The 25,478-nt window shown below is 39.4% G+C and carries 26 protein-coding genes; 19 read left to right on the top strand and 7 right to left on the bottom strand.

Features of this window, described 5'->3' with window-relative positions:
• Positions 1–10: 10 nt before the first annotated feature.
• Genes rapZ through yjgA form a run of 3 tightly spaced genes read left to right on the top strand, consistent with a single transcriptional unit; the run spans position 11 to position 1,667 of the window.
• On the top strand, positions 11–862 hold the full coding sequence (gene rapZ, locus AC52J8_RS15320) for an RNase adapter RapZ (RefSeq protein WP_002117179.1): 852 nt from the start codon (positions 11–13) through the stop codon (positions 860–862).
• The gene (locus AC52J8_RS15315) at positions 859–1,128 is read left to right on the top strand and encodes an HPr family phosphocarrier protein (protein WP_000567533.1); all 270 of its coding nucleotides are present in this window, start codon (positions 859–861) and stop codon (positions 1,126–1,128) included. Before rapZ ends, AC52J8_RS15315 begins: the two co-directional genes overlap by 4 nt.
• A 2-nt stretch (positions 1,129–1,130) precedes the next feature.
• Positions 1,131–1,667: a ribosome biogenesis factor YjgA gene (gene yjgA, locus AC52J8_RS15310; protein ID WP_019767969.1), complete on the top strand. Its 537-nt coding sequence runs from the start codon at positions 1,131–1,133 to the stop codon at positions 1,665–1,667.
• Between the two features lie 48 nt (positions 1,668–1,715).
• Here the strand turns inward: yjgA and AC52J8_RS15305 are convergent, their stop codons facing one another.
• Positions 1,716–3,353, bottom strand: a complete 1,638-nt coding sequence (locus tag AC52J8_RS15305) for an acyl-CoA synthetase (protein ID WP_069030166.1) — start codon at positions 3,351–3,353, stop codon at positions 1,716–1,718.
• A gap of 392 nt (positions 3,354–3,745) precedes the next feature.
• On the opposite strand from AC52J8_RS15305, the gene thrS reads away from it, so the two are divergent.
• From thrS to AC52J8_RS15285, 4 genes are all read left to right on the top strand, one after another.
• Positions 3,746–5,668 carry a threonine--tRNA ligase gene (gene thrS, locus AC52J8_RS15300; protein ID WP_002117224.1) on the top strand — a complete coding sequence of 641 codons (1,923 nt, stop codon included), beginning with the start codon at positions 3,746–3,748 and terminating at the stop codon, positions 5,666–5,668.
• Positions 5,669–5,673: 5 nt separating this feature from the next.
• Positions 5,674–6,225 (top strand): translation initiation factor IF-3, encoded by a 552-nt coding sequence (gene infC / locus AC52J8_RS15295; protein ID WP_075383312.1) that lies wholly within the window; start codon positions 5,674–5,676, stop codon positions 6,223–6,225.
• Between the two features lie 229 nt (positions 6,226–6,454).
• Positions 6,455–7,075, top strand: coding sequence for a glutathione S-transferase N-terminal domain-containing protein (locus tag AC52J8_RS15290; RefSeq protein ID WP_002117212.1), 621 nt, complete (start codon positions 6,455–6,457; stop codon positions 7,073–7,075).
• Positions 7,076–7,128: 53 nt separating this feature from the next.
• A complete protein-coding gene (locus AC52J8_RS15285) occupies positions 7,129–7,557 on the top strand; it encodes a YqaA family protein (RefSeq protein ID WP_086400249.1) in 429 nt (142 codons plus the stop codon).
• A gap of 40 nt (positions 7,558–7,597) precedes the next feature.
• On the opposite strand, the gene nreB is transcribed toward AC52J8_RS15285, so the two are convergent.
• Positions 7,598–8,848 (bottom strand): MFS transporter, encoded by a 1,251-nt coding sequence (gene nreB, locus AC52J8_RS15280; RefSeq protein ID WP_208753451.1) that lies wholly within the window; start codon positions 8,846–8,848, stop codon positions 7,598–7,600.
• Between the two features lie 38 nt (positions 8,849–8,886).
• Here nreB and AC52J8_RS15275 point away from each other — a divergent pair, with 38 nt between their 5' ends.
• From AC52J8_RS15275 to rplT, 3 genes are read left to right on the top strand one after another with little or no spacing between them, the layout of a single operon-like run.
• A complete protein-coding gene (locus tag AC52J8_RS15275) occupies positions 8,887–9,075 on the top strand; it encodes a hypothetical protein (protein ID WP_068929622.1) in 189 nt (62 codons plus the stop codon).
• 11 nt (positions 9,076–9,086) lie between these two features.
• Positions 9,087–9,281 (top strand): 50S ribosomal protein L35, encoded by a 195-nt coding sequence (gene rpmI, locus AC52J8_RS15270; protein ID WP_002054552.1) that lies wholly within the window; start codon positions 9,087–9,089, stop codon positions 9,279–9,281.
• Positions 9,282–9,292: 11 nt separating this feature from the next.
• On the top strand, positions 9,293–9,652 hold the full coding sequence (gene rplT / locus AC52J8_RS15265) for a 50S ribosomal protein L20 (protein WP_000124858.1): 360 nt from the start codon (positions 9,293–9,295) through the stop codon (positions 9,650–9,652).
• A 52-nt stretch (positions 9,653–9,704) separates the two neighbouring features.
• Here the strand turns inward: rplT and AC52J8_RS15260 are convergent, their stop codons facing one another.
• Positions 9,705–10,697 carry a hypothetical protein gene (locus AC52J8_RS15260; RefSeq protein ID WP_086400247.1) on the bottom strand — a complete coding sequence of 331 codons (993 nt, stop codon included), beginning with the start codon at positions 10,695–10,697 and terminating at the stop codon, positions 9,705–9,707.
• A 158-nt stretch (positions 10,698–10,855) separates the two neighbouring features.
• On the opposite strand from AC52J8_RS15260, the gene pheS reads away from it, so the two are divergent.
• Genes pheS through AC52J8_RS15245 form a run of 3 tightly spaced genes read left to right on the top strand, consistent with a single transcriptional unit; the run spans position 10,856 to position 14,543 of the window.
• Positions 10,856–11,836 carry a phenylalanine--tRNA ligase subunit alpha gene (gene pheS / locus AC52J8_RS15255; protein WP_002117277.1) on the top strand — a complete coding sequence of 327 codons (981 nt, stop codon included), beginning with the start codon at positions 10,856–10,858 and terminating at the stop codon, positions 11,834–11,836.
• Between the two features lie 32 nt (positions 11,837–11,868).
• The gene (gene pheT, locus AC52J8_RS15250) at positions 11,869–14,250 is read left to right on the top strand and encodes a phenylalanine--tRNA ligase subunit beta (RefSeq protein ID WP_086400246.1); all 2,382 of its coding nucleotides are present in this window, start codon (positions 11,869–11,871) and stop codon (positions 14,248–14,250) included.
• On the top strand, positions 14,247–14,543 hold the full coding sequence (locus AC52J8_RS15245; RefSeq protein WP_000126166.1) for an integration host factor subunit alpha: 297 nt from the start codon (positions 14,247–14,249) through the stop codon (positions 14,541–14,543). Before pheT ends, AC52J8_RS15245 begins: the two co-directional genes overlap by 4 nt.
• 149 nt (positions 14,544–14,692) lie before the next feature.
• Here the strand turns inward: AC52J8_RS15245 and AC52J8_RS15240 are convergent, their stop codons facing one another.
• A complete protein-coding gene (locus AC52J8_RS15240; protein WP_044099474.1) occupies positions 14,693–14,944 on the bottom strand; it encodes a hypothetical protein in 252 nt (83 codons plus the stop codon).
• A 94-nt stretch (positions 14,945–15,038) separates the two neighbouring features.
• Between AC52J8_RS15240 and AC52J8_RS15235 the strand changes: the two genes are divergently transcribed.
• Positions 15,039–15,164 (top strand): hypothetical protein, encoded by a 126-nt coding sequence (locus AC52J8_RS15235; RefSeq protein WP_002117184.1) that lies wholly within the window; start codon positions 15,039–15,041, stop codon positions 15,162–15,164.
• Between the two features lie 190 nt (positions 15,165–15,354).
• Here the strand turns inward: AC52J8_RS15235 and rho are convergent, their stop codons facing one another.
• Both rho and trxA read right to left on the bottom strand, forming a co-directional pair.
• The gene (gene rho / locus AC52J8_RS15230; protein ID WP_002117304.1) at positions 15,355–16,623 is read right to left on the bottom strand and encodes a transcription termination factor Rho; all 1,269 of its coding nucleotides are present in this window, start codon (positions 16,621–16,623) and stop codon (positions 15,355–15,357) included.
• A gap of 321 nt (positions 16,624–16,944) precedes the next feature.
• The gene (trxA, locus tag AC52J8_RS15225; RefSeq protein ID WP_002054512.1) at positions 16,945–17,271 is read right to left on the bottom strand and encodes a thioredoxin; all 327 of its coding nucleotides are present in this window, start codon (positions 17,269–17,271) and stop codon (positions 16,945–16,947) included.
• A 275-nt stretch (positions 17,272–17,546) separates the two neighbouring features.
• Between trxA and ppx the strand changes: the two genes are divergently transcribed.
• Genes ppx through AC52J8_RS15200 form a run of 5 tightly spaced genes read left to right on the top strand, consistent with a single transcriptional unit; the run spans position 17,547 to position 22,646 of the window.
• Positions 17,547–19,067, top strand: coding sequence for an exopolyphosphatase (ppx, locus tag AC52J8_RS15220; RefSeq protein WP_014208409.1), 1,521 nt, complete (start codon positions 17,547–17,549; stop codon positions 19,065–19,067).
• A gap of 18 nt (positions 19,068–19,085) precedes the next feature.
• Positions 19,086–19,907 (top strand): acetyl-CoA carboxylase carboxyltransferase subunit alpha, encoded by an 822-nt coding sequence (locus tag AC52J8_RS15215; RefSeq protein ID WP_005066304.1) that lies wholly within the window; start codon positions 19,086–19,088, stop codon positions 19,905–19,907.
• Positions 19,908–19,963: 56 nt separating this feature from the next.
• Positions 19,964–21,244: a tRNA lysidine(34) synthetase TilS gene (gene tilS / locus AC52J8_RS15210; protein WP_250621380.1), complete on the top strand. Its 1,281-nt coding sequence runs from the start codon at positions 19,964–19,966 to the stop codon at positions 21,242–21,244.
• Complete coding sequence (gene proC / locus AC52J8_RS15205) at positions 21,219–22,055, top strand: pyrroline-5-carboxylate reductase (RefSeq protein ID WP_005804294.1); 837 nt, start codon at positions 21,219–21,221, stop codon at positions 22,053–22,055. Before tilS ends, proC begins: the two co-directional genes overlap by 26 nt.
• Before the next feature lie 21 nt (positions 22,056–22,076).
• Positions 22,077–22,646, top strand: a complete 570-nt coding sequence (locus AC52J8_RS15200; protein ID WP_000501183.1) for a YggT family protein — start codon at positions 22,077–22,079, stop codon at positions 22,644–22,646.
• Positions 22,647–22,696: 50 nt separating this feature from the next.
• Here the strand turns inward: AC52J8_RS15200 and polA are convergent, their stop codons facing one another.
• On the bottom strand, positions 22,697–25,468 hold the full coding sequence (gene polA / locus AC52J8_RS15195; protein WP_086400244.1) for a DNA polymerase I: 2,772 nt from the start codon (positions 25,466–25,468) through the stop codon (positions 22,697–22,699).
• Between the last annotated feature and the right edge of the window lie 10 nt (positions 25,469–25,478).

The raw sequence follows: 25,478 nt of genomic DNA, 5'->3' as shown, positions 1-25,478 counted from the left end.
CAGCCATGCCATGAAGCGTATACTTATCGTGACAGGACAGTCTGGTTCAGGAAAATCTTCGGCGCTCCAAGTGTTAGAAGATTTGGGCTATTACTGTATTGATAATTTGCCTTTGGCATTGCTGCCCGAAATTGTGGCAAAGCTAGATCATGAAAATAATCTAGAGCAGTTGGCATTAGGTGTGGATGTTCGAAGCACTCGTGCTGATATGCAAGAGTTCGATCATGTTTTTGAGCAACTACAAAAACATGGCACAGTTGATGTGATTTATCTGACTACGCAAGATCAGGATTTGATCGCACGTTTTAGTGCATCACGTCGTCCGCATCCATTGGCCAATCGTTTTAAAAGTCTGTTGCAATGTATTCATGAAGAAAAGCAGTTACTGCTCCCAATTCAGTTCCGTGCTACGGTTCATATTGATACAACGGATAAAAGTGTTCATGATTTAAAGCATATTTTACTGTCTAAATTGGGGCAGTCGGATAAGCTTATCGTGATATTGCAGTCATTTGGATATAAACATGGCATTCCTTTAGATGCTGATTATGTTTTTGATGTACGGCATTTACCAAATCCGCATTGGGATTTAGAATTGAGACGTTTTTCTGGTTTGGATGAGCCAGTAAGACTATTTTTAGAAGCAAGTCCGCAAGCAAACGAAATGTTTGATGATATTCTTCACTTCTTAAAAAAATGGCTTCCAGCATTTGCTGAAGGGCATCGTCACTATATGACGATTTCTATTGGTTGTACTGGTGGTCAACATCGTTCCGTTTATATCGTAGATAGACTAAAACAAGCACTTGAGGCAGAATGGTCTGTTCAGGTCTTACACAGAGAAATGAAGCACTGGTCATGATAGACACAACTGTTGATGTAATTAATAAACTCGGTTTACATGCTCGTGCATCAGGAAAACTGATAGAGGTCACTACAAAATTTCGTTCGTCGATCCAAATTGGAAAAGGCGATCATTTAGTAGATGCAAAAAATATTATGTCTTTGCTGATGTTGGGTGCCGGTAAAGGGACCACTTTACGATTGGTTATTGATGGTACCGACGAAGAGCAGGCATTAAATGAAGTACAGGCGTTATTCGCCGCAAAATTTTATGAGGCAGATTAATCGTGGCACGTCGTCCCCAACGTTATACTGAAGAAGATTTTGGCTCTTTAGAAGGACGTGCAAGTAAAACAGAACAGAAAAAAGCAGTTCAACGTATGGCTGCTTTAGGTGAGCAGTTAGCACAACTTTCTATTAAGCAGATTCAAAAACTCCCAGTTGATGAACGTTTAATTGATGCGTTAATGGAAGTACAGAACATTAGTTCTTTTGAAGCTCGTCGTCGTCAGTTTCAACGTATTGGTAAATTATTGCGTAATGAAGATGAGACCGTTATTTTGTCTTATTTAACTCCGCAGCAAGGCGCAAAAAAACAAGCTCAATTGATGCGTTGGGTTGATCGTATGATCGAACAAGGCGACCCTGCAATTAATGAATTTAGTAAAATTTATAATGCATCGGAACGTCACACATTGCGTCAGCATGTGTTGAGAATCAAGCGTGATAAGACTCAAGAAGTGAGTGAAGCAGAGCTTGAGGCATCAAAAGGTAAATTTGTGAACTATGTGCAGCAAATTGCCTTATTGTCTGATCAAGGCTAATTGCTCTTCAATAGTAAAAAGCGACGCTCAAGGCGTCGCTTTTTTTATTTATATATTTTCAGCTCGTTCTTTTGCCCATTCGCGCAAAATGAATTTCTGTAATTTACCTGTCGATGTTTTCGGAATTTCTGTAATAACCACATCTTTAGGCACTTTAAAGCGCGCTAATTCTTTTTGGCAGTGTGCAATAATTTCTTCAGGTGTTGCTGTAGTACCCATCTTTAATTCAATAAACGCGCATGGTACTTCTTGCCAACGTGCATCGGGTTTAGCGACTACCGCAGCGGTTAATACAGCAGGGTGTTTATACAACACATCTTCTACTTCTAAAGATGAAATGTTTTCTCCACCTGAAATAATGATGTCTTTCGAACGATCAGTAATTTTTGCATAACCATCTGGGTGGCAAACGGCTAGGTCGCCTGTGTGAAACCATCCACCTGCAAATGCTTCTTGTGTTGCTTTAGGGTTCTTTAAATAGCCTTTCATGACAATATTGCCACGGAACATGATTTCTCCCATGGTTTGACCATCATTAGGCACAGGTTCCATAGTCTCGGGATCTAACACACGCATGCTGTCTTGCAACGGGTAGGGTACGCCTTGACGGGAATGAAGTTGGGCTTGTTCAGCAATTGATAGCTCATTCCATCCAGATTGAGAAGCGCATAGAGCAGAAGGTCCATAAGTTTCTGTTAAGCCATATACATGGTTTACGTTAATCCCCATGTTTCGCATCCCTTCAATAATGGCAACAGGTGGAGCTGCCCCAGCAACCATGACTTCAACATGGTGATCAAAGTTCGTTTGTTTTTCTTTAGGTAAGTTAAGAATCATTGAAAGAACAATAGGTGCACCACAGAAATAATCAACTTTATGGGCTGCAATCAATTGCATGACTAATTCTGGATCGACTTTGCGTAAACAAATATTGGTTCCACCACTTGCTGCTATGCTCCACGCAAAACACCAGCCATTACAATGAAAGAGAGGTAGTGTCCATAAATACACAGCACGCGGTTTCATTCCACAAGCCAAGATATTGCTCGCAGCATTAAGATAAGCCCCACGATGATGATAGACCACACCTTTAGGATTACCTGTAGTTCCAGATGTGTAATTTAAGCTAATCGCATCCCATTCATCTTCTGGTAAATGCCAAGAGAAGTTAATGTCGCCTTGAGCGATCCATTCTTCATATTCAAAAGAACCTAAAAACTGATTTTCACCTTCATATTCTGTATCGGCTACATCAATTACAATAATGTGTTGATTCGGAATAAGTGAGAGGGCTTCTCTTGCCAAATTCACAAATTCAGGATCAACCAACAGCACTTTACTTTCAGCATGTTCCAACATGAAAGCGATTGTTTTTGCATCTAAACGTGTATTGAGGGTATTAAGTACCGCACCCGCCATAGGAACTGCAAAATGTGCTTCAATCATGGCTGGAATATTTGGCAATAAGACAGATACCGTATCATTTTTCTCAATTCCCAGTTGCTTGAGCTGAGATGCAAATTGACAGCAGCGCTGATAAGTTTCTTTCCATGAAATTTGACGCTTACCATGAATAATTGAAGCTTGATCTGGGTAAATATAAGCCGCACGCTCTAAGTAGCGTAGAGGTGATAACGCAACAAAGTTTGCGGGTGTGCGTGGTAACTCATCATAAGCACTAACCATGTGAAACAACTCCGTGTTCTATTTTTAATTCATTCTTTGAACATATGATTTAATATTAATCAAAGCATCTATGCTTTAGTCTTAAAGAGCGATACCCTCCAGTCAAAAAATGAGCAGAAATGCTATTTTCTTCATCTTAAACCACTTGTGTTAAACATGTTTAAAAATCATCTCAATATATTTTTAAGTCATTTATTGCTGTTTACGCGATAAGCAAAATGTATTTATGATTTTATGGACTCAAAGGTTTTCACATTGCTTGAACAAGTGTAAAATCTTTCAGGTTTTTTAACTTTGATTTACACCGTTTTTATATTTTGAGGTTCGCCTCGATCATAATCTCGCGGTGAAATGCTCCTTCGTATAGGGCATCACTCCTTAAGGATTTTTTTATGCCAATTATCACATTGCCAAATGGCGATCAAAAGAGTTTTGATCACGCTGTATCTGTTATGGAAGTTGCCCAAAGTATTGGGCCTGGTCTAGCAAAAAATACTGTTGCTGGCCGTGTAAATGATCGCTTAGTTGATGCATGTGACTTAATTACCGAAGATTCGACCTTACAAATTATCACTCCAAAAGATGAGGAAGGTCTTGAAATTATTCGCCATTCTTGTGCACACCTTGTAGGGCATGCTGTTAAACAGCTTTTCCCTGAAGCCAAGATGGTGATTGGTCCAGTCATTGAAGAAGGTTTTTACTACGACATCTGGATGCCACGTCCTTTTACATTAGATGATATGGCAGCTATCGAAGAGCGTATGAAAAAGCTCATCGATCAAGATTACGATGTCGTTAAAAAAATGACACCACGTGATGAAGTTATTGCTGAATTTACTGCGCGTGGCGAAGAATATAAATTACGCTTGATTGCAGACATGCCTGAAGAAACACAAATGGGCTTGTACTACCATCAAGATTATTTGGATATGTGTCGTGGTCCACACGTACCGAATACCAAATTCTTAAAATCGTTCAAGCTCACTAAAATCTCTGGTGCATACTGGCGTGGTGATGCGAAGAACGAACAGCTTCAACGTATTTATGGTACAGCTTGGGCAGACAAAAAACAGCTCGCTGCATACATCAAACGTATCGAAGAAGCTGAAAAGCGTGACCATCGTAAAATTGGTAAAGCTTTAGACTTGTTCCATATGCAAGAAGAAGCACCGGGTATGGTGTTCTGGCATCCAAATGGCTGGACTATTTACCAAGTACTTGAACAATACATGCGTAAAGTTCAGCAAGACAACGGTTACCTTGAGATTAAAACACCACAAATCGTAGATTTTACACTGTGGGAAAAATCAGGTCATGCGGCGAACTATGCTGACAACATGTTTACAACTCATTCTGAGAATCGTAACTATGCCGTTAAGCCAATGAACTGCCCATGTCACGTGCAAGTGTTCAACCAAGGTTTGAAGTCTTACCGTGATTTACCGATTCGTTTAGCAGAGTTTGGTTCTTGTCATCGTAACGAACCATCAGGTTCTTTACACGGCATTATGCGTGTACGTGGCTTTACACAAGATGACGCACATATTTTCTGTACTAAAGAACAGATCGGTCAAGAAGTTGCAGACTTTATTAAGCTGACTTTAGAAGTTTATAAAGATTTTGGCTTTGAAGAAGTGCAAATGAAACTTTCTACACGTCCAGAAAAACGTGTGGGTGATGATGCACTTTGGGATATGGCTGAAAAATCTTTAGCAGATGCTTTAGATGCAGCGGGTCTCGAATGGGAATTACAACCTGGTGAAGGCGCGTTCTACGGTCCGAAAATTGAATTCTCATTGAAAGACTGTCTCGGACGTGTATGGCAGTGTGGTACTATTCAGTGTGACTTCAACTTGCCAGAACGCTTAGATGCGTCTTATGTGACTGAAGACAATGATCGTGATCAGCCTGTGATGTTGCATCGTGCAATTCTTGGCAGTTTTGAGCGTTTTATTGGTATACTAATTGAACACTACGCTGGTTTCATGCCACCTTGGTTGTCGCCGTTACAAGCATGTGTCATGAATATTACGGACTCTCAAGCTGAAGCTTGTGAGAAAGTCGTAGCAAAACTCAAAGAAAATGGCCTTCGTGCTATTTCTGACTTGAGAAATGAAAAAATCGGATTTAAGATTCGTGAGCGTACTCTAGAGCGTATTCCTTACCTATTAGTTCTTGGTGATCGAGAAGTTGAAGAAGGTACAGTGAATGTGCGTACCCGCTCAGGAAAAAATTTAGGTACTATGTCAGTAGATGCATTCATTGACTTAGTGAAGTCTGCCGTCGCCGAACGTGGCCGGTATATTGTGGAGTAAGAAAGATTAAACAGCCTGACCGTAACCAACAACAAGGTGCAAAAAGCAACCGTCCAGCAATTAACGACGAGATCCGTGCAAAAGAAGTACGCCTCGTTGGTGCTGACGGTGAGCAAAAAGGAATTGTTTCATTAAATGAAGCACTGCGCGCTGCTGAAGAGGCAGATCTTGACCTAGTTGAGATCGTTGCAAACGCCGAGCCGCCTGTTTGTAAAATTATGGATTACAACAAGCACTTGTTTGACCTTAAGCAGAAGCAAAAAGATGCGAAGAAAAAACAGCATCAAGTGCAAGTGAAGGAAATCAAACTGCGCCCTGCAACTGATGTTGGTGATTATCAAGTTAAGCTTCGTGCTATTTTGAAATTCCTTGAAGAAGGAAACAAAGTGAAAATCACTTTACGTTTCCGTGGTCGTGAAATGGCTCACCAACAACTTGGCTTAGCTCAATTACAAAAGATTGAAGCTGATGTTGCTGAGTTTGGGGTTGTGGAACAAGCACCTAAAATGGAAGGCCGTCAAATGGGTATGTTACTTGGACCTAAAAAGAAAAAGTAATACTCAAAAAAAGCACTGCAAAAGCAGTGCTTTTTTATATCCTTATCATAATAAAAAAAGATGATTTAATTTTCTCTGTTCAGTTTTATTTAAGACAATTGCTATATCTTTTAAAAGAAATTCAATTCTTGAATTTTATGTATTTTTTAGTGTTGGAAATCTCATTGTCCCTCTTAAAACATGCTATAACGCAAGACGCAGTCATGATAACGATGAATAGGAAAATAGAATGATTGATCTATATTATTGGGGAACTCCCAATGGACATAAAATCACAATTGCCTTAGAAGAAATGGGACTGGACTACACTCTTTACCCAATCAATATTTTAGAAAATGATCAATTTCAACCAGACTTTCTGAGAATTTCTCCAAATAATAAAATTCCGGCAATTGTTGACCAAGATGGACCTCGTGGTGAGCCAATTTCAATATTTGAATCAGGCGCTATTTTGCAATATTTAGGTCGAAAAACTGGATTATTTTATCCAACGGATGAGCAAGAGCGAGTTGAAGTTGAACAATGGCTCATGTGGCAAATGGGTGGGCTAGGGCCTATGCTAGGGCAGAATCATCATTTTAACCGCTTTGCACCAGAAAAAATTCCATACGCTATAGACCGCTATGTAAATGAGACTAAGCGCTTATATGGTGTGCTGAATAAGCAGCTCATTGGCCAGAAGTTTGTTGCGGGTGAATACTCGATTGCTGATATGGCAATTTTACCTTGGATTTTGCGCTATGAATGGCAAGGTATTCAGCTAGAGGATTATCCTTATGTGCAAGAATACATTGTCCGCTTGACGGCACGTCCTGCGGTACAAAAAGCACTATCAATTAAAGTCATCTAACTCTTATTGGTAGCGTAATGAATAAAGTGAAAGGTGATTTGGTCTAATTTAATATGCTAAGTTACTTTTTACTTTTTTTGAGCGCGTTTGGGGCGGCTACATTATTACCGTTACAATCAGAAGCTGTGCTCGCCACCTTATTATTAAAAAAAGAACATTCTGCTTCTTTTCTAATTTCTATCGCCACTTTCGGAAATGTACTGGGCTCGTGTGTGAACTGGTGGCTTGGTTTAAAAATAGAGCAGTTTAAACACAAAAAGTGGTTTCCTGTTTCTGAAAAGCGTTTAGAGCAAGCTCAAGGCTTTTATCATAAGTATGGATTTTATTCGCTGCTGCTAAGTTGGACACCTGTGATTGGTGACCCAATTACTTTAGTTGCAGGTTTGTTCAAAGAAAATTTTTGGCGCTTTTTAATTATAGTTTTGATTGCTAAAGCAGGACGCTATATTTTTATTTATTGGATGATTACAGATTTTATTTAAAATAAAAGCATCCGAAGATGCTTTTATTAAAATGGTTTAACTAGTCTTCTGAGCTTTTAGTAATATCGACTTTAAATAAGTCATTGGTTTTTGGCCAACAGAAGGTAACCACAGCAAGTGTCATGCAACCACCAAAAATAGTCGCTGCAATTGTTCCTAAATATTTGGCTGCTAAACCTGACTCAAATGCACCCAGCTCATTACTTGATGAAACGAACATTCCGTTTACGGCAGCAACGCGACCACGCATATTTTCTGGTGGAAAAATTTGCAAAATGGTTTGTCTAACCACAACTGAAATACTGTCACAAGCGCCTGTCATAGCCAACGCAAATAGTGATAACCACATGTTATTTGAGAACGCGAAAAGAATCGTGAAAACACCAAATCCTGCAACAGCAAGTAGCATGTTACGCCATGCATGTTGAGTTGGTGGAAAGCGAGTTAGAGCAATCATAGTGACAAGCGCTCCAATAGATGGTGCCGCACGCAAATATCCCAGTCCTTCTGGACCGACTTTTAAGATATCTTCTGCGAAAATTGGTAATAATGCGATCACCCCACCAAATAAAACAGAAGCTAAATCAAGAGAAATTGCCCAAAGAACAATTTTAGTTTTCCAGATAAAACGGAAACCATCTCCTAAACTTTCTAAAACATTAGCAGTTTCAATTTTAGGAAAAGTACGCTTATGCAATAGGTTAATTAAGATAAAACAAATACCAAGTAAAACAGCAACACTAAATAGACTTGTTTCTCGGCCTAAATAGGCAAGCATGAAACCACCAAGCATTGGCCCGATAATTACACCACTTTGCCAACCGATTGTCGTCCATGTTGCACCATTTGCATACAGTTCACGAGGTATCAAAAATGGTTTTAAAGATGTTGCAGAAGGATTGTAAAAACCACGAATTGTACCTAAGCCAAAAATAACCGCATAAATACCCCAAGAAAGGAAATTTACGCTGATATGACCTAAACCATGCAGATGGAACAGCGACCACAGCACTAAAGGAAGAGGAACCGAGAAAAACAAACAGATTTTCATAATAATCTGTTTATTAAATCTATCTGCAAAATAGCCACCCCAAAGAGAAAGAGCAATAAAAGGAATGGCTTCCGCGAGTCCAATTAAACCTAGAGTTAGAGGGTCTTTAGTGATTTGATAGAGTGAGTAGGCAACAATAATTTCTTGAATCAGAATTGCTAAAGTTAAGCAAAATTGATTAATCGTAACAATTGAGAAATCTCTGTAGCGTAAGACAGCAAATGCATCATGTTTCTGCATCAGGAATATCGTATGTTGATAATTTGATCGTATTATAAATGGAAAAAAGTATAGGTGCTTTATTTATTATTGATATTGCTGGCACGGTTGAATTTGGAAAAGTCTTTCTTGTAACCATAAAAACAGTAACTAATAGTTTTAATTTTGCTCAGGTTGCTATAAAATACGCGCTTCCTTACCTGCAGGTCGATTTTGCAATGGTGCAATCGCGCCGAACAGGTGCCTAAAAGAGGTTACTATGGCTAAGTTAAAAACTCGCCGTGGTGCAGCTAAACGCTTCAAAGCGACTGCAAACGGTTTTAAGCGTAAACAAGCGTTCAAGCGCCACATCTTGACCAAAAAATCTGCTAAACGTATCCGTCAATTACGCGGCTGTGTAATGGTTCATGTTTCTGACATGAATTCAGTTCGTCGTATGTGCCCATACATCTAAGGAGATTATAAATGGCTCGTGTAAAACGTGGTGTAGTGGCTCATCGTCGTCACAAAAAAATTCTTGCTCGCGCTAAAGGTTACTACGGTGCTCGTTCACGCGTTTACCGCGTAGCGTTCCAAGCGGTAATCAAAGCTGGTCAATACGCTTACCGTGACCGCCGTCAAAAGAAACGTCAATTCCGTGCTCTATGGATTGCGCGTATCAATGCTGGTGCTCGTCAAAACGGTTTGTCTTACAGCCGTATGATCGATGGCTTGAAAAAAGCTCAAGTGATCATCGATCGTCGCGTATTAGCTGACATCGCTATGCATGATGCAGTAGCATTTGCTGCTTTAGCTGAAAAAGCTAAAGGCGCATTAGCTGCATAAGCTTAGAGATTCAAAGAAAGACCGCTTTTTAGCGGTCTTTTTTATTATTTATCTAAAGCCCAAAATAATAAGCCAGAGCACAAATAATAATGGTTAGAATAATCAGCTTAATAACGCCTGAACCAGTGCTTTTATGGTGGTGAGATTTCAAATGTTGTGGATTTTCATTTGATTGCTCAAATGGAGATGCTTTAACTACAGGCACCATCTGAGCTGTCTGATAATGGTTGGCAACTTTCACAATAAGCTTGGCAAACAAATCATCAGTTTTTTGTGTAAAGTTTCTTAAATTGATGAGTTGCTCTTGATCTAGTTCTTCTCCCAAAGGATCATTTGCAATACGTTTCTTTTGTTCTAAGTAGTTAGCTAATGCTTGAGTACGAGATAAAAGTTGATGGGCATAATCTGCGGGATAATTCTCTGGAATTAATGCAAGTTTTGGTTCTAAGCCTTTAATATTTGTACCATCAAAAAGAGCATTTTGAAGTTCTGGCTCCTCAAAGCCTGCTGCATATTTACTATGAAATAATTCACTATCCATAAAATCAGCTATTTCTTGCCATGGCGGATTTTTTAAATCAGCTTCAATTTTTTTTGATAATTTTTCATTGAGTTCAAAACGCCAGAAAGTTTCTAAACGAAGCTCACAGGTTTGTGAAGCAGGGGCTTCAAACTCATTATCATTGTTATACCATTCGGCAAGCTCATGGCCAAAAATCCAAGCAAATTTCTTATCATTTTGATGACTCACGATAAAATGAGTATAAGGTAAGAGTTCGACGTTACTGTTTGGATTTTGCTCTTCATTGAGAAGGCTTGATAAATGTAAGCTAAGCTTGAGGGTGCCTTGTTTTTTTAATGCTTCTAGCCAAACTTGGAAATGTTGAGCCAATAAATGCTGTGAAGTTAAGTCACGAAACTGAAAACTATGATGGTCGAAAATATGATGTTGTCGCCATTGGTTAAAGCTTAAATTCTGACGGAGGTATTCATTACCATATGTCACAAGCGTAAGTTGTTGTTTCCAAATCTGATTAAGCGCCATAATAGTTGATCTCATTGACGATGCTACTATCTTATACGTTTTATCTTTTTGTTGCCTAATACATTTTTCATGATGGATAAACTTCATCAATTCGATGAAAAACTGTTAGAATGCAGTGTTTTATTATATTTTTTAAATTTGTTGCTTTGAGAGTTAATATGTCACTGGAAGCCCTGACCACAGAAGCGCTTGCTGCCATTGCAGCAGCTCAAGACCTTGTTGCACTTGATCAGGTGCGTGTGCAATTTACAGGGAAAAAAAGCCAGCTTGCAGAACAATCGAAAGCATTAGGGAAAATGGACCCTGAAGAACGTAAAGTACAAGGTGCTGCGATTCATGCTGTTCGAGAAACAATTAATACTGCATTAACAGAGCGTCAAGCGGCACTACAACAGGCAGCACTTGCACAAAAGCTAGCAAGTGAAACGATTGATATTACATTGCCGGGCCGTGGTCAACGTATTGGTACAGTTCATCCTGTTACTCAAGTACAAGAACGAATTTGTCAGTTCTTCACTAAAGCTGGTTTTACAGTTGCAACCGGTCCAGAAGTTGAAGATGACTATCACAATTTCGAAGCATTAAATATTCCTGGTCACCATCCAGCACGTGCTATGCACGATACTTTTTACTTTGATGCCACTCACTTACTACGTACGCATACCTCTGGGGTACAGATCCGTACAATGGAGACGAGTGAGCCGCCAATTCGTATCGTGTGCCCTGGCCGTGTTTACCGTTGTGATTCGGATCAAACGCATTCGCCAATGTTCCATCAGATCGAAGGCTTATACGTTGCTGAGAACACCAGCTTTGCTGAATTAAAAGGTTTATTGATCAACCTACTGAATGAATTTTTTGAGAAAGATTTAAAAGTACGTTTCCGTCCTTCATATTTCCCATTTACAGAGCCTAGTGCAGAAGTAGATATCATGGATGAGCGTGGACGTTGGTTAGAAGTATTAGGCTGTGGCATGGTACATCCAAATGTATTGCGTGCTGCGGGTATTGATCCTGATAAATACAAAGGCTTTGCTTTTGGTTTAGGGGTAGAGCGGTTTGCAATGTTGCGTTATGGCATTAATGATTTGCGTATGTTCTATCAAAATGATGTGCGTTTCTTACGCCAATTTGCCTAACAGTTTTTCAGGATTAAAAAAGGTTTATAAAGATGAAGATTAGCGAAAATTGGCTGCGCACATGGGTTAACCCAGCAATTGATAGTGAGACATTGTCTGATCAGTTAACTATGCTTGGTCTTGAAGTTGACGAACTTGCACCTGTTGCCAAGCCATTTACTGGCGTCGTGGTCGGCGAAGTTTTAACAGTTGAGCAGCATCCAGATGCAGATCGTTTGCGTGTAACGACAGTTAATATTGGTTCGGGCGAGCCTTTACAAATTGTTTGTGGGGCACCGAATGTTCGTGCTGGCATGAAAGCTCCAGTTGCAACGATTGGTGCTGTATTACCGGGTGATTTCAAAATCAAAAAAGGTAAACTTCGTGGAGTTGAGTCACAAGGCATGCTTTGTGGTGCTTCTGAAATTGATCTTGAAGATAAAATCGATGGTTTGCTTGAGTTACCTGCTGATGCTCCAGTAGGGGTAAACATCCGTGAATACTTAAAACTCGATGATAACGTCATCGATATCAGTATTACACCAAACCGTGGTGACTGTTTCAGTATCCGTGGTATCGCTCGTGAGATTGCAGTAATTAACCAACTGCAAATAAATGAACCTGATATTAAAACAGTTGATGCGACAATTGCTGATGAGAAGAAAGTAGTGATCAGCACTGAAGGTGCTCCACGCTACTTAGGACGTGTAATTAAAAACGTTAATGTAAAAGCTGCTACTCCTGAATGGATGGAGCAGGCTTTAGCTCGTTCAGGAATTCGCACGCACAGTATTTTGGTTGATGTGACGAACTATGTCCTTATGGAACTGGGTCAGCCAATGCATGCTTTTGATTTAGCTAAAATTGAAGGAACTGTACATGTGCGTCAAGCTCAGCCACAAGAAAAACTACAACTTCTTAATGATCAAGAAGTTGAGTTGCAAGAAGATATAATGGTGATTGCTGATGACCAGAAAGCTTTGGCAATTGCCGGAATTATGGGTGGTTTAGCATCAAGCGTAACTGATGACACAACTGACATTTTCCTAGAAAGTGCATTCTTCGCGCCACTTGCTATTGCTGGACGTGCTCGTCGTTTTGGCTTGCATACTGATTCTTCGCAGCGTTATGAACGTGGTGTGGATTTTGAGTTGCCGTTAATTGCAATGAACCGCGCTTCACAGCTTATTCAAGAGTTGGCAGGTGGTGAGTTTGGTCCAATTACTGTAGCTGAAAAAACTGAAATTTTACCAAAACGTGAAGCAATTGAACTGAAACAAGCTCAGGTAGACCAATTGTTGGGATATCAATTGACGGCTGATTTCATTGCAGATGCTTTAACTCGACTAGGGTGTGAAGTAACTGTTAAAGCTGAAGGTGAGTGGAATGTAGTACCTCCATCACATCGCTATGACATGGCTATTTATCAAGACTTAATTGAAGAAGTGGCACGTATTGATGGTTATGACAATATCCAAATTAGCTTACCAAGCATGGATGTTCAATTAGCTAAATATCAAGACCGATTTGAAATTGCAGAGTTACGCCAAACTATCGTGACTTTAGGCTATCAAGAAGCAATTAGTTTTAGCTTTGCTGATGCAAAACTTGAAAAGCAATTGAACCCACAAGTAAATCCGTTAATGCTAGCAAATCCAATTTCAAGTGATTTGGCTGCAATGCGTAGTACTCTACTTTCAAGTTTAATCCCTTGCGTACAATATAATCTCAACCGTCAACAAAGTCGTGTTCGTTTCTTTGAATTAGGACTTCGTTTTGATTATCAAGATGCTAAGACTATTGAGGATCTAAAACAGATTCCAACTTTAGCTTTAGTGGCAGTTGGCTCGCAACAACCAGAATCTTGGCATGTGAAGCCTCAACCAATGGATTTCTTTGACTTCAAAGGAGAGATAGAAGAGATTTTAGCTGCTGGACGTGTCAAAGTTGAATATGTGCGTTCAGAGCGTGCATGGTTGCATCCAGGGCAGTCTGCTGAAATTTTAGTTGATGGCCAATCAATTGGTTACTTAGGCCGTCTACACCCATCTTTAGAAAATGAGCTAGATTTAAGCACAACTTGGGTTGCTGAACTTGATCAAGCAGCCGTTTTGCAATCTTATGTATCTAATTTTACAGAATTATCACGTTTTCCTTCGATTAGACGTGATATTGCGCTTTTAATCTCTGATAATATAAATGTTAGAGATATTCAGCAGTTAATCGAAAAAACTGGTGGAGAGCTTTTAGACTCTACATGGTTATTCGATGTGTATACGGGGCAGGGTGTCGAAGAAGGTAAGCGCTCATTGGCGTTTGCATTATTATGGCAACATCCTTCACGTACGCTTGAAGATGCTGAAATTAAATCTGGTATGGACAATATAATCCAAGTGTTGGAAAACACTTATCAAGCGACATTGAGGGCCTCATGACAGCATTAACTAAAGCAGACATGGCTGATCATTTAAGTGAGTTAACCAGCTTAAATCGCCGTGAAGCAAAACAAATGGTCGAGTTGTTCTTTGACGAGATTAGCCAAGCACTTATTGCAGGGGAGCAGGTTAAGCTTTCTGGTTTTGGTAATTTCGAGTTAAGAGATAAACGCGAACGTCCAGGACGTAACCCTAAGACAGGTGAAGAAATTCCAATTTCAGCACGTAGGGTAGTGACCTTTAGAGCGGGTCAGAAGTTTAGACAACGCGTTGGAAATGAGCAGATCGATTGATCTGCTTTTTTTTATATTTATAATTTTAAATAAACCTAGAATAAATTTTGCTTATTATTAGAAAAGTATGTTTAGTCATTCATACATAAAATTTAGGCATAAAAAAGAGGACAAAATGTCCTCTTTTTTTATCTAACCTAATATATAGATTATTGTGCAGCAGAAGCAGCAGCTTCAGAAGCAGCAGCGTCAACAGCTACAGCAGCTTCAGAAGTAGCAGTAGCAGCTTCAGAAGCAGCAGCGTCAACAGCTACAGCAGCTTCAGAAGCAGCAGCAGTAGCTTCAGAAGCAGCAGCTACAGCTTCAGAAGCAGCAGCAGGAGCTTCTTCTTTCTTAGAACAACCAACGAAAGCTAAAGTAGCAGCAACGGCAGCAGCAACAGCGAATTTTTTGAATAACATGGCATCACTCTCACAAAAAAGATTTGAGATTAAAAAAACCTAAGTTGGACTGTTTTGCTTTTATTATTCCTAAAACGTAGCTAGGTAACAACGCATGGAGCAGTCTAACTGGTCTGCCGCTATGCTATCACTGCAAATGCTGAAATACTACTGTCGTCTATCAAAAAAACGTATGAAAAAGAGAAAAACAGACTGTTTTTTAACAGAAAAAAACAATTAATCAGCTCGTGTATATTGGAAAAGGTAGAGGTAAGCTACTAAAAAAATTAAGCTTTTTTATGCAAAAATATTTATTATCAAAAGCTTATAAATAATTTTACATAAAAATAAGCAAAATGTATTTTTGTGTAAAGCTTGTCAACCAAATAAAAAGCCACTCAAGAGAGTGGCTTTTTTGAAGGCTTAATTACTTAAGTTGAAGCTTTACGTTTCATTTGATCAAAGAAATCATCATTTGTTTTGGTTTCTTTCATGCGGTCAAGTAAGAATTCCATTGCTGCCAACTCATCCATAGGGTGAAGTAGCTTACGGAGGATCCATACTTTACGTAATTTATCTTCATCCATTAAACGCTCTTCACGACGTGTGCCAGATTTTTTGATATTCATAGCAGGGAAGACACGTTTTTCAGCAATACGGCGATCAAGCGTAATCTCTTGGTTACCTGTACCTTTGAACTCTTCATAAATTACATCATCCATTTTACTACCTGTTTCAATCAAAGCAGTAGAGATGATCGTAAGTGAACCACCTTCTTCAATATTACGTGCAGCACCGAAGAAACGTTTAGGGCGCTCTAATGCATGAGCGTCTACACCACCAGTTAACACTTTGCCTGATGATGGGATTACTGTGTTATAAGCACGTGCAAGACGAGTAATAGAGTCAAGAAGAATCACAACATCTTTTTTATGTTCAACAAGACGTTTTGCTTTTTCAATGACCATTTCTGCAACTTGTACATGGCGAGCTGGTGCTTCATCAAATGTTGAGGCAATAACTTCACCGCGAACAGTACGCTCCATTTCAGTTACTTCTTCTGGACGTTCGTCAATTAATAGAACAATCAAAAATACTTCTGGATTGTTTCTAACAATCGATTGAGCAATATTTTGAAGTAACATTGTTTTACCCGCTTTCGGCGGTGCAACAATAATAGAACGTTGGCCTTTACCAATTGGCGCAACTAAATCAACGACACGAGCAGTTAAGTCTTCTGTCGTACCATTACCTAATTCCATAACCAATTGTTCGGTCGGGAAAAGGGGAGTTAAGTTTTCAAATAAAATTTTATTACGAGAATTTTCTGGCGTGTCGTAGTTAATCTGGTTAACTTTGAGCAATGCAAAATAACGCTCACCTTCTTTTGGAGGGCGAATAGTACCTGTGATGGTATCACCTGTACGCAAGTTAAAGCGTCGGATCTGTGAAGGACTCACATAAATATCATCCGGACCTGCTAAATACGAACCTGCGGCAGAACGCAAAAAACCAAAACCATCAGAGAGAATTTCGAGAACGCCATCACCAAAAATTTCTTCGCCATTCATCGCATGGCGTTTCAAAATGGCAAAAATAATATCTTGCTTTCTGTTACGAGCCATACCTTCCAGGCCCATAAATTCAGCAATTTTAATTAGTTCGCCGATTGGTTTTTTCTTGAGTTCAGTTAAATTCATAAGGGTCAGAATTAGGAAAGAGTAGAGTGTGGTTTAAAAAGGAGAAAAATCGCTCGCATACAAAAAAGATTATCGCAATTGTATTTACACAATAACAATTCAGAAGTCTGATTAATTGTTTCGAAGAGAAATGTGAAAAAACAATTTCTGTTGCCGAGTGGCGATCTTTATGTTTGTGTCTTGTAAGAAGCCGGACGAAGATGATTCCCTTCAGTGCCTCTTGAGCATGCAATATAAGCCAGCCTAGCAAATTTGTCAATTTATAGGCGAAAAAAATACGCTATAAAAAGTATAGCGTATTTTCTTTTTTAGCATTTTGACTTAAACGTTTTCATCAATAAAGCTAACAAGTTTAGAGCGAGGTACAGCACCAATTTGTTGAGCTACAACTTCACCATTTTTGAAAAGTAGTAAAGCAGGAATGTTACGGATGTTGTATTTCACTGCTGTATCTTCGCAAGAAGTCACATCAACTTTAACAATTTTTACTTTACCAGCATATTCACTTGATAGGTCTTCAAGCACAGGTGCGATTGCTTTACAAGGTGCACACCATCCTGCCCAGAAGTCAACAAGTACAGGGGTTTCAGCATCTAAAACATCTGCTTGGAAGTTATCATCAGTTGTATTTACAATAGTCGCAGACATGGTACGGCTCCAATTTTTAGAAAAAAGTGCTATTACAGGAGAAATTATCTCTATCAGTATTACATAGCTACTTAGTTCAATGTAAGGGTTTGGTGCTATTATTCAAGGCTTAACTAAATTTGTCTAATGGATGCTCACGATATTCATCATCGACTTGTACAATCAACTCATAAATAGAAAAATTTAAATCACAGCTAATTGTTGATGAAAATGGCTTTTCAATTGCATTCTTGTGAATTACTCTAGGCGTGAATTGTTATGGGTTTAGTTCAATAATGTCTGACTTTCTGATTGATGAAGAATTACTTGCCGCCATAGATATGGGGTCGAACAGTTTTCACCTTGCAATTGCACGGGTAGATCATGGTGAAGTTAAAAAAGTTGCTTCGATGTCAGAAAAAGTACAGCTTGCAGCTGGTTTAGATGAGAATAAAAACCTAACAGAAGCCGCTCAGCAACGAGGCTTAGCCTGCTTGGCTCGTTTTGTAGGAAGATTAAGTTCTGTTCAACCGAATCGCTTACGAATTGTGGCGACCAATGCTTTGCGCCAGGCAAAAAATGGTCATGAATTTATCCAAAAAGCAGCAGAGATTTTGCCTAAACCTATTGAAATTATTGCTGGGCGAGAAGAAGCGCGTCTGATTTATCTTGGTGTATCACATACCATGGCAAATGGTGGTCGACGTTTAGTTGTAGATATTGGTGGTGGTTCTACTGAGTTCATTATTGGTGAAGAGTTTGAACCTATTTACACTGAGTCATTGCAAATGGGATGCGTGGCTTATACAAAAGCCTACTTTGCCGATGGCGAAATCACACAAAAAGCCTTTGATAAAGCAGTTGTTGCTGCCCGTAAAGAACTTTCAGCTATTGCAACAACGTATAAAATGGAAGGTTGGGATACTGTCGTTGGTTCTAGTGGAACGATTAAAGCTTGCCGCCAAATTATGGTGAATATGGGCTTGAGTGATGAACAAGAAAACGTTACTCGAGAAGGCTTATATAAACTCAAAGATAAATTACTTAAGTTTAAAAATATTTCTGAAATTGATTTTGAAGGGTTAAGAGAAGACCGACGAGCAGTTTTGCCAGCCGGATTGGCAATTTTGTACGCAGTTTTCGAAGTTTTAGAAATTGATCGTTTGGCATATTCTGATGGTGCATTACGTGAAGGAGTCATGTATGACCTGTTAGGTCGTTTTAAACATGAAGATATCCGTGATCGCAGTGTACAGGCTTTAATGGGGCGTTATAACGCAGATCCGAAACAGGCAGAACGAGTTGTAAATACAGCACAACAATTATTTGATGGTGTTGCAGAGTCCCTTAATTTAACGAGTGAAGACAGTGACTTACTGCGTCGAGCTGCCTATTTGCATGAAATTGGTTTAGCAATTAGTCATGGTGGTTATCACCGTCATGGTGCTTATTTATTGCAGCATTCTGATATTCCGGGTTTCTCACAAATTGATCAAAATCACCTTTCACATTTGGTTGCTCACCACCGTCGTAAATTGCGAAATGATGTAAAAAATGAAATTTTGAAGGCTGGTGGTAATAAATTACTTTATCTATGTTTATTACTTCGCCTAGCAGTTTTACTCAACCATAGTCGAAGTGATCAGATGCTTCCTGCCATTGAACTGACCATCATAAATGATCAACAATGGCAACTTAGTGTTTCTGGTGATGCCAAACAATGGCCATTGTTAGTTGCCGACTTGCATGATGAGCAAGAGCAGTTTAAGCATTGGGACATTGAATTGAATATTCAGTCGGAAAAATTTATCGATTAAAGGGATAATATTCGACCTATGAAAAAAGCTACTCAGTCCAAAGCATGGACAACGGTTCAAATTGCACGTCATCCTGATCGTCCGCAGTTTCTAGATTATGTCGGTGAAATCTTTACAGAGTTTGATGCCTTGCATGGTGATCGTTTGTTTGGTGACGATGGTGCGATGGTAGGTGGTCTTGCTCGTTTTGATGGTCAGCCTGTAATGGTTATTGGCCAACACCGTGGTCGTAGTACCCGTGAAAAATTAAAGCACAACTTCGGTATGGCTAACCCAGAAGGTTACCGTAAATCTCAACGCCTATTAGATATGGCTGAGCGCTTTAACCTTCCGGTCTTCACATTTATTGATACTATGGGTGCTTATCCAGGTGTTGGTGCTGAAGAGCGTGGACAAGCTGAAGCAATTGCAACTAGTCTTGCTCAACTTTCAAGTTTGAAAGTTCCTGTTGTTGCAACAGTACTCGGTGAAGGCGGTTCTGGTGGTGCTTTAGGTATTGGTGTTGCTGACCGAGTAATTATGTTGTCACATAGTATTTATTCTGTGATTTCACCAGAAGGCTGTGCATCTATTTTGTGGAAAACTGCTGAAAAAGCGGCTCAAGCAAGTGAAGCTTTAGGTTTGACAGCAGATAAATTACAATCTCTAGGTATTGTTGAATATGTAGTAGATGAAGGCGAAGGGGCTCATTTAGACCCTGAGCAAGTCATGCAAAACCTAAAAGTAGTTTTGAAGCAAGCTTTGGATGAGTTGCTACCAATGGATGCAAATGAACGATGCGAAGCACGTTATCAACGTTTAATGAAGTTTGGCAGCGAAAATTTAGGCATAGCGTCTTAAAACAGGCTCAAGAGTTTTCAGAAAATAGTACTTTTCTTATTGGATGTAGTGGCGGCATGGATTCAATGCTGCTACTACATTTAATGTCTCAAATTTTCCCTCAAAAGATCCGAGTAATTTACATAGATCATCAACTGCAATCAAAAAGTGCGGGATGGGGAAAACTCGTTGCTAAACAAGCGACTCGTTTAAATATTCCTTATATCATTAAAAAAGTTCAAGTTACTGACGGTAATTTGGAAGCTCAAGCACGTCAGGCGCGTTACCAAGCTTATCTACAACATTTACAAGCCAATGAAATTTTAGTGCTCGCTCATCATCAGCAAGATCAGGCTGAAACGGTAGTATTGCGTTTATTGTCGGGTGCAGGTGTTGATGGGCTTGCTGCTATGCAGTGTATTGATCATCGTGTAGATATGACAATTTGGCGTCCTTTTTTGGATTTAACCCGTGAGCAGATTGCCGAGTGGACTACTCAACTTGAGATTGAGTATGTAGTTGACCCTACAAATTATGATATTCATTATGATCGGGCATGGTCGCGTGAAGAACTTTGGCCATTTTTACAAAAACGATTTCCCAAAATGCAGCAAGCACTTAGTCGTACTAGTTACTTGATGCAAGATGCTTCTGAAATTTTAGAAGAAGTTTTAAAAGTTGATTTGCAAAATTGTGGTACGGATGAATGTTTGGATTTAACACAGCTATTAAAACTATCTTCTGCTCGACAGCGTCAATTGCTTTCGGTTTGGATGAAAGGTGATGGGCAATATCGACCTGCATTTGAAATGGTTGAACGGTTAAAAAATGAAGTAATTGATTCCAAGTCTGATGCACAAGCAGCATTACACTGGAACCAGTTTTACTATCTCCGTTATCAACACCATCTTTATCGGTTGAGTCGACAAGTTTTTCTTGCTGAAAAATTAAATCCAGTTGAAACCGAGATGGAGCATTATTTTCAACTAGGGGAAATAGTGGATTGCGCTTCAGGAAATTTTCAAATTACTCAAAAAAATATGGGTTTGGCTGCATCTTTATTAAATAAAAAATTAAAAATAATTCGACGCCAAGGTGGTGAAAAGGTCCATTTATATGGTCGTGTTGGGCAATGGCCATTAAAAAAAGCAATTCAAGAAGCACATATTTTGCCTTGGCTTCGTCATACAATTCAAATATTAGTCATAGATAATGTTATGCTTGGGGTTTTTACACCGAAAGGATTTTGGTTGGCTCAGTCTCCGTATTGTGAGCAAGGAGGATGGCAACCAGATTTAATTTCTTATTCTTGTAATCTGGTAAATGGCGAAGATGGTTATGACAAGTGCAGTAAATAGTAATATCTGTTTTATTGGTGGTGGTAATATGGCCCAAGCTTTGATTGGTGGGCTCATTTCAAGAGGTTTACCGCCAACACGTATTACCGTTTCAGATCCTGTTGAGCAAATACGTCAATTATTGCAAGAAAAAGAAGTCCATGTGACACAAGATAATGTAGCTGCAATTAAAAATGCTGATGTCGTTGTACTGGCAGTAAAACCACAAGTTTTGGCGACTGTTTTACGTCCTTTAAAAGGACTGTTATCAGATAAATTGGTTATTTCAATTATTGCTGGTGCTGAAATCCAAACGATATCGAACTTAATTGATAGCAATCGAATTGTTCGAGTTATGCCAAATACGCCAGCTCTAGTTCAGACGGGTGCACATGGTATCTATGCAAATGATGTAGTAGGTACTTCGGATCGTGAATTAACAAGTCAGATTTTAGCAGCCACAGGCTTAACAATTTGGGTAAACTCCGAAGCTCAAATTGATGCGGTAACAGCGGTTTCTGGCTCAGGTCCTGCATATTTCTTCTATCTCATGGAAAGTATGATCCGTGCGGGTAAAAATTTAGGACTTGATGAAAAAGTTGCAACTGCGTTGACTCTTCAAACGGCATTAGGTGCAGCTCAAATGGCAATTACCAGTTCAAATACTCCTTCTGAACTTCGTAAGAATGTGACATCGCCAAATGGCACAACTCAAGCTGCACTTGAAGTTTTTGACCGTGCACAAATCTCCCAAAATATTCAATCTGCATTGGCTGCTGCACAGAAGCGTAGTCAAGAATTGGCTCAAGAATTGAGTGACAGTGCGAAATAGCTTAAATAGGATAAGACAACTATGGGTGCAAATTCTGCGCTAATTTTTGGAATTTTAATTAATGTCGCGATTTTATTGGTCTTTTTCCGTTTTTTAATGCAATTGGCGGCAGTAAGTCCTTATAATCCTGTGGTTTTATCGACCGTAAAGGCGACTAAAATTGTTGATATTTTTGGCCGAATTTTTCCGACGGTCGCAAAAGGCCGATTTAATTTGGCTGCGTTGGTTCTTTTAATTATTTTATATTTGCTGAAAATTTTTGGCGTGATGTATCTTTCTGGCTCTATGCCAAATAGTCCGGTTCACTTAGTGATTCTGACATTTGTGACGATGATTCAGGACCTAATTCGTTTCTGCCGTTATTTAATTTTCGCGACAATTATTTTGAGTTGGGTGGTTATGTTCACTCAATCGCGTTCACCTTATATTGAAGTGATTCAAGATTTAGCTGAACCATTACTCGCGCCATTCCGTCGTTTATTGCCTAATATGGGAATGATTGACTTATCTCCAATTTTGGCGTTTTTGGCGCTTTATATTGCCGAGATCTTAATGAATGAAGTTGCAAAAGTTCTTTTAACGGGACTTTAAGTTAACGCAAAAAAAGGGCTGTTAATACAGCCCTTTTTTATTTCTACTAATTAATGGGCATCATCCCAGTTTTGCCCTTGCCCAACTTCAACAACTAAAGGCACAGAAATTTTTACTACAGATTCCATGACAGTCGCGATTTGCTTAGAGAGCTCCTCGGCAATGTTTTGATCTGCTTCAAACACTAATTCATCGTGTACTTGAAGAAGTAACTTGGCTTGATCTTTTGGTAAGATTCTATCGACTTCAATCATTGCAAGTTTAATGATATCAGCGGCACTACCTTGTAACGGTGCATTAATTGCAGCACGTTCGGCAGCCTTACGTACCATTACATTTCGTGCATCAATATCAGGCGTATAAAGACGACGACCTAAAATAGTTTCAACAAAGCCTTGTTCTGATGCTACTTGGCGGGTACGTTGCATATATTCATAGATGCCAGGATAGCGTTGGAAATATTGTTTGATATAGTTTTGCGATTCTTGACGTGTAAATCCTAATTGACGAATTAAACCAAACTCAGACATACCATACAGTAGACCAAAGTTAACTGCTTTCGCTTGACGGCGTTGGTCATTGGTCACATCTTCAATGGCAATACCCAATACTTCGGCAGCAGTACGACGGTGAACGTCTTGTCCATGCTGGAATGCGTGTACTAATGCTTCATCTTGAGAGAAATGAGCCATTAAACGTAATTCAATTTGCGAGTAATCGGCAGCCAATAATACTCGACCTTCTGGCGCAATGAATGCTTTACGAATTTGGCGCCCAATTTGTCTACGAATTGGAATATTTTGTAAGTTAGGATCTGAAGAGGAGAGGCGACCTGTTGCTGTAAGTGCTTGGTGATAACTTGTATGTACACGATGCGTGTCGTTATGAGATTGCTCAACTAGACGATCAGTATAGGTACTTTTTAGCTTTGCTAAACCACGATGCTCTAGAATAATTTCCGCTAAAGGATGTTCAATTTTTTCTAAAACAGTTTCACTGGTGCTGTATTGTCCAGTTGCAGTTTTTTTACCGCCTTTGATTCCTAATTTATCAAATAGTATTTCGCCTACTTGTTTAGGAGATGCAATATTAAAAGTTTCATCTGCAATTTCCATCGCCTGATTTTCAAGCCCTTCCATTGTTTTTGCAAATTCAACGCTTAATTTATCTAAGAAGGCATGATCTAGACGAATTCCATCTTCTTCCATACCCGATAAAATACGGGCAACTGGCATTTCGATGTTATATAAAATATTTTCTAGCTCAGGAAATGGCTTAAGTTTGTTTGAAAGGACTTCATATAAACGATAAGTCACATGAGCATCTTCTGCAGCATAGTGAGCAGCAACTTCAATCTCAATTTGATTGAAAGTCTTTTGTTTGGCGCCCTTACCAGCAATTTGTTCAAAGGTGGTGGTTAAGTGGCTTAAGTAGACACGAGCTACGTCATCCATGCCGTGACGAGTGGCTGCTGCATTCAATACATAAGATGCAAGCATGCTATCGAAATACCAGCCTTTAAGTTCTATGCCATGATTGGCAAAGATATGGGCATCATATTTAAGGTGATGACCAATTTTTTTAACTGCTTCATTTTCTAGCACAGGTTTAATTTGAGCCAGAATTTGATCACGATCTAGTTGCTGCGGCGCATTTTCATAATTATGCGCTAATGGAACATAGTAGGCATCTTTCGCATCAAATGCGATTGAAAAACCAACCATCTCTGCAATACGGTAGTCAAGACTTGTAGTTTCTGTATCAATAGCAAAATGATCGGCATTTTGCATGCGTTGCCAGAGCTGATCCCATGCTTCTTGGGTTAAAACAGTGTGATAATTTGCAGTTCCAAGCTGGTCATCTTGACTAGTTAAGCTTGCTTGATCTTCGGTTTCTATAGATTCAGCAGGTTTAACTTCATTTTGAACAACAGTTTGTGAAGCTTGTTGTTTATAGCTTGAGCTATTTGGATTGTTTGGATGATCAAGCGACTGTAATTGGTTTCTAAACTCAAGCTCAGTATAAAGATTACGTAGAGCCTCTACATTTGGATCAGTAAGCTTTAACTCATGCCAATCGAGTTCTAAAGGAAGATCACAAACAATGCTAGCTAACTGGTGGTCAAGCTTAATATTGTCTAAGTTATCTTTAATATTTTGGCTAAGTTTGCCTTTAAGTTGGTCTGCATTGGCAATAATATTGTCTAAAGTGCCATATTCAGTTAGTAACTTAGCTGCTGTTTTTGCACCTACGCCAGGTACACCCATGATGCCATCAGACGCATCGCCCATAAGGGTTAAGTAATCGATAATTTGATTTGGCCAAACACCAAATTTTTCAAATACCCCGTCGGTATCCATGACGCGATCTTTAAAGCTATCTTCAAGTTTTACATGATCATTGACGAGCTGAGCCATGTCTTTATCTCCGGTTGAGATAAGTACATGATGGCCTTCGAGTACGGCACGTTTAGCGAGCGTACCGATAATATCATCTGCTTCTGCACCCGGAAGACTATATAAAGGAATTCCTTGAGCTTTAATCAATGCATGTAAATATGGAATCTGTTGAGATAACTCTTCCGGCATGGTCGGGCGATCACCTTTATAAATAGGTGAAAGCTTGTGGCGGAAAGTTGGCTCAGGCGTATCAAAAATGACAGCCATATGTGTCGGCTGCATACGGCGCATTAATTTTTGAATGGCAGAAATTGCCCCACGTATTGCATTGGTATGTAACCCTGTAGAGGTCGTCAATGGTGGTAATGCATGATATGCACGAAATAAAAAATAGGACCCATCAACCAAGACAAATGGTGGCATTGAACAATTC

The organism is Acinetobacter sp. S-1 (assembly GCF_059579785.1).
Note: the sequence above shows the minus strand (reverse complement) of the source record. Positions and strands in the feature narration are given on the sequence as shown.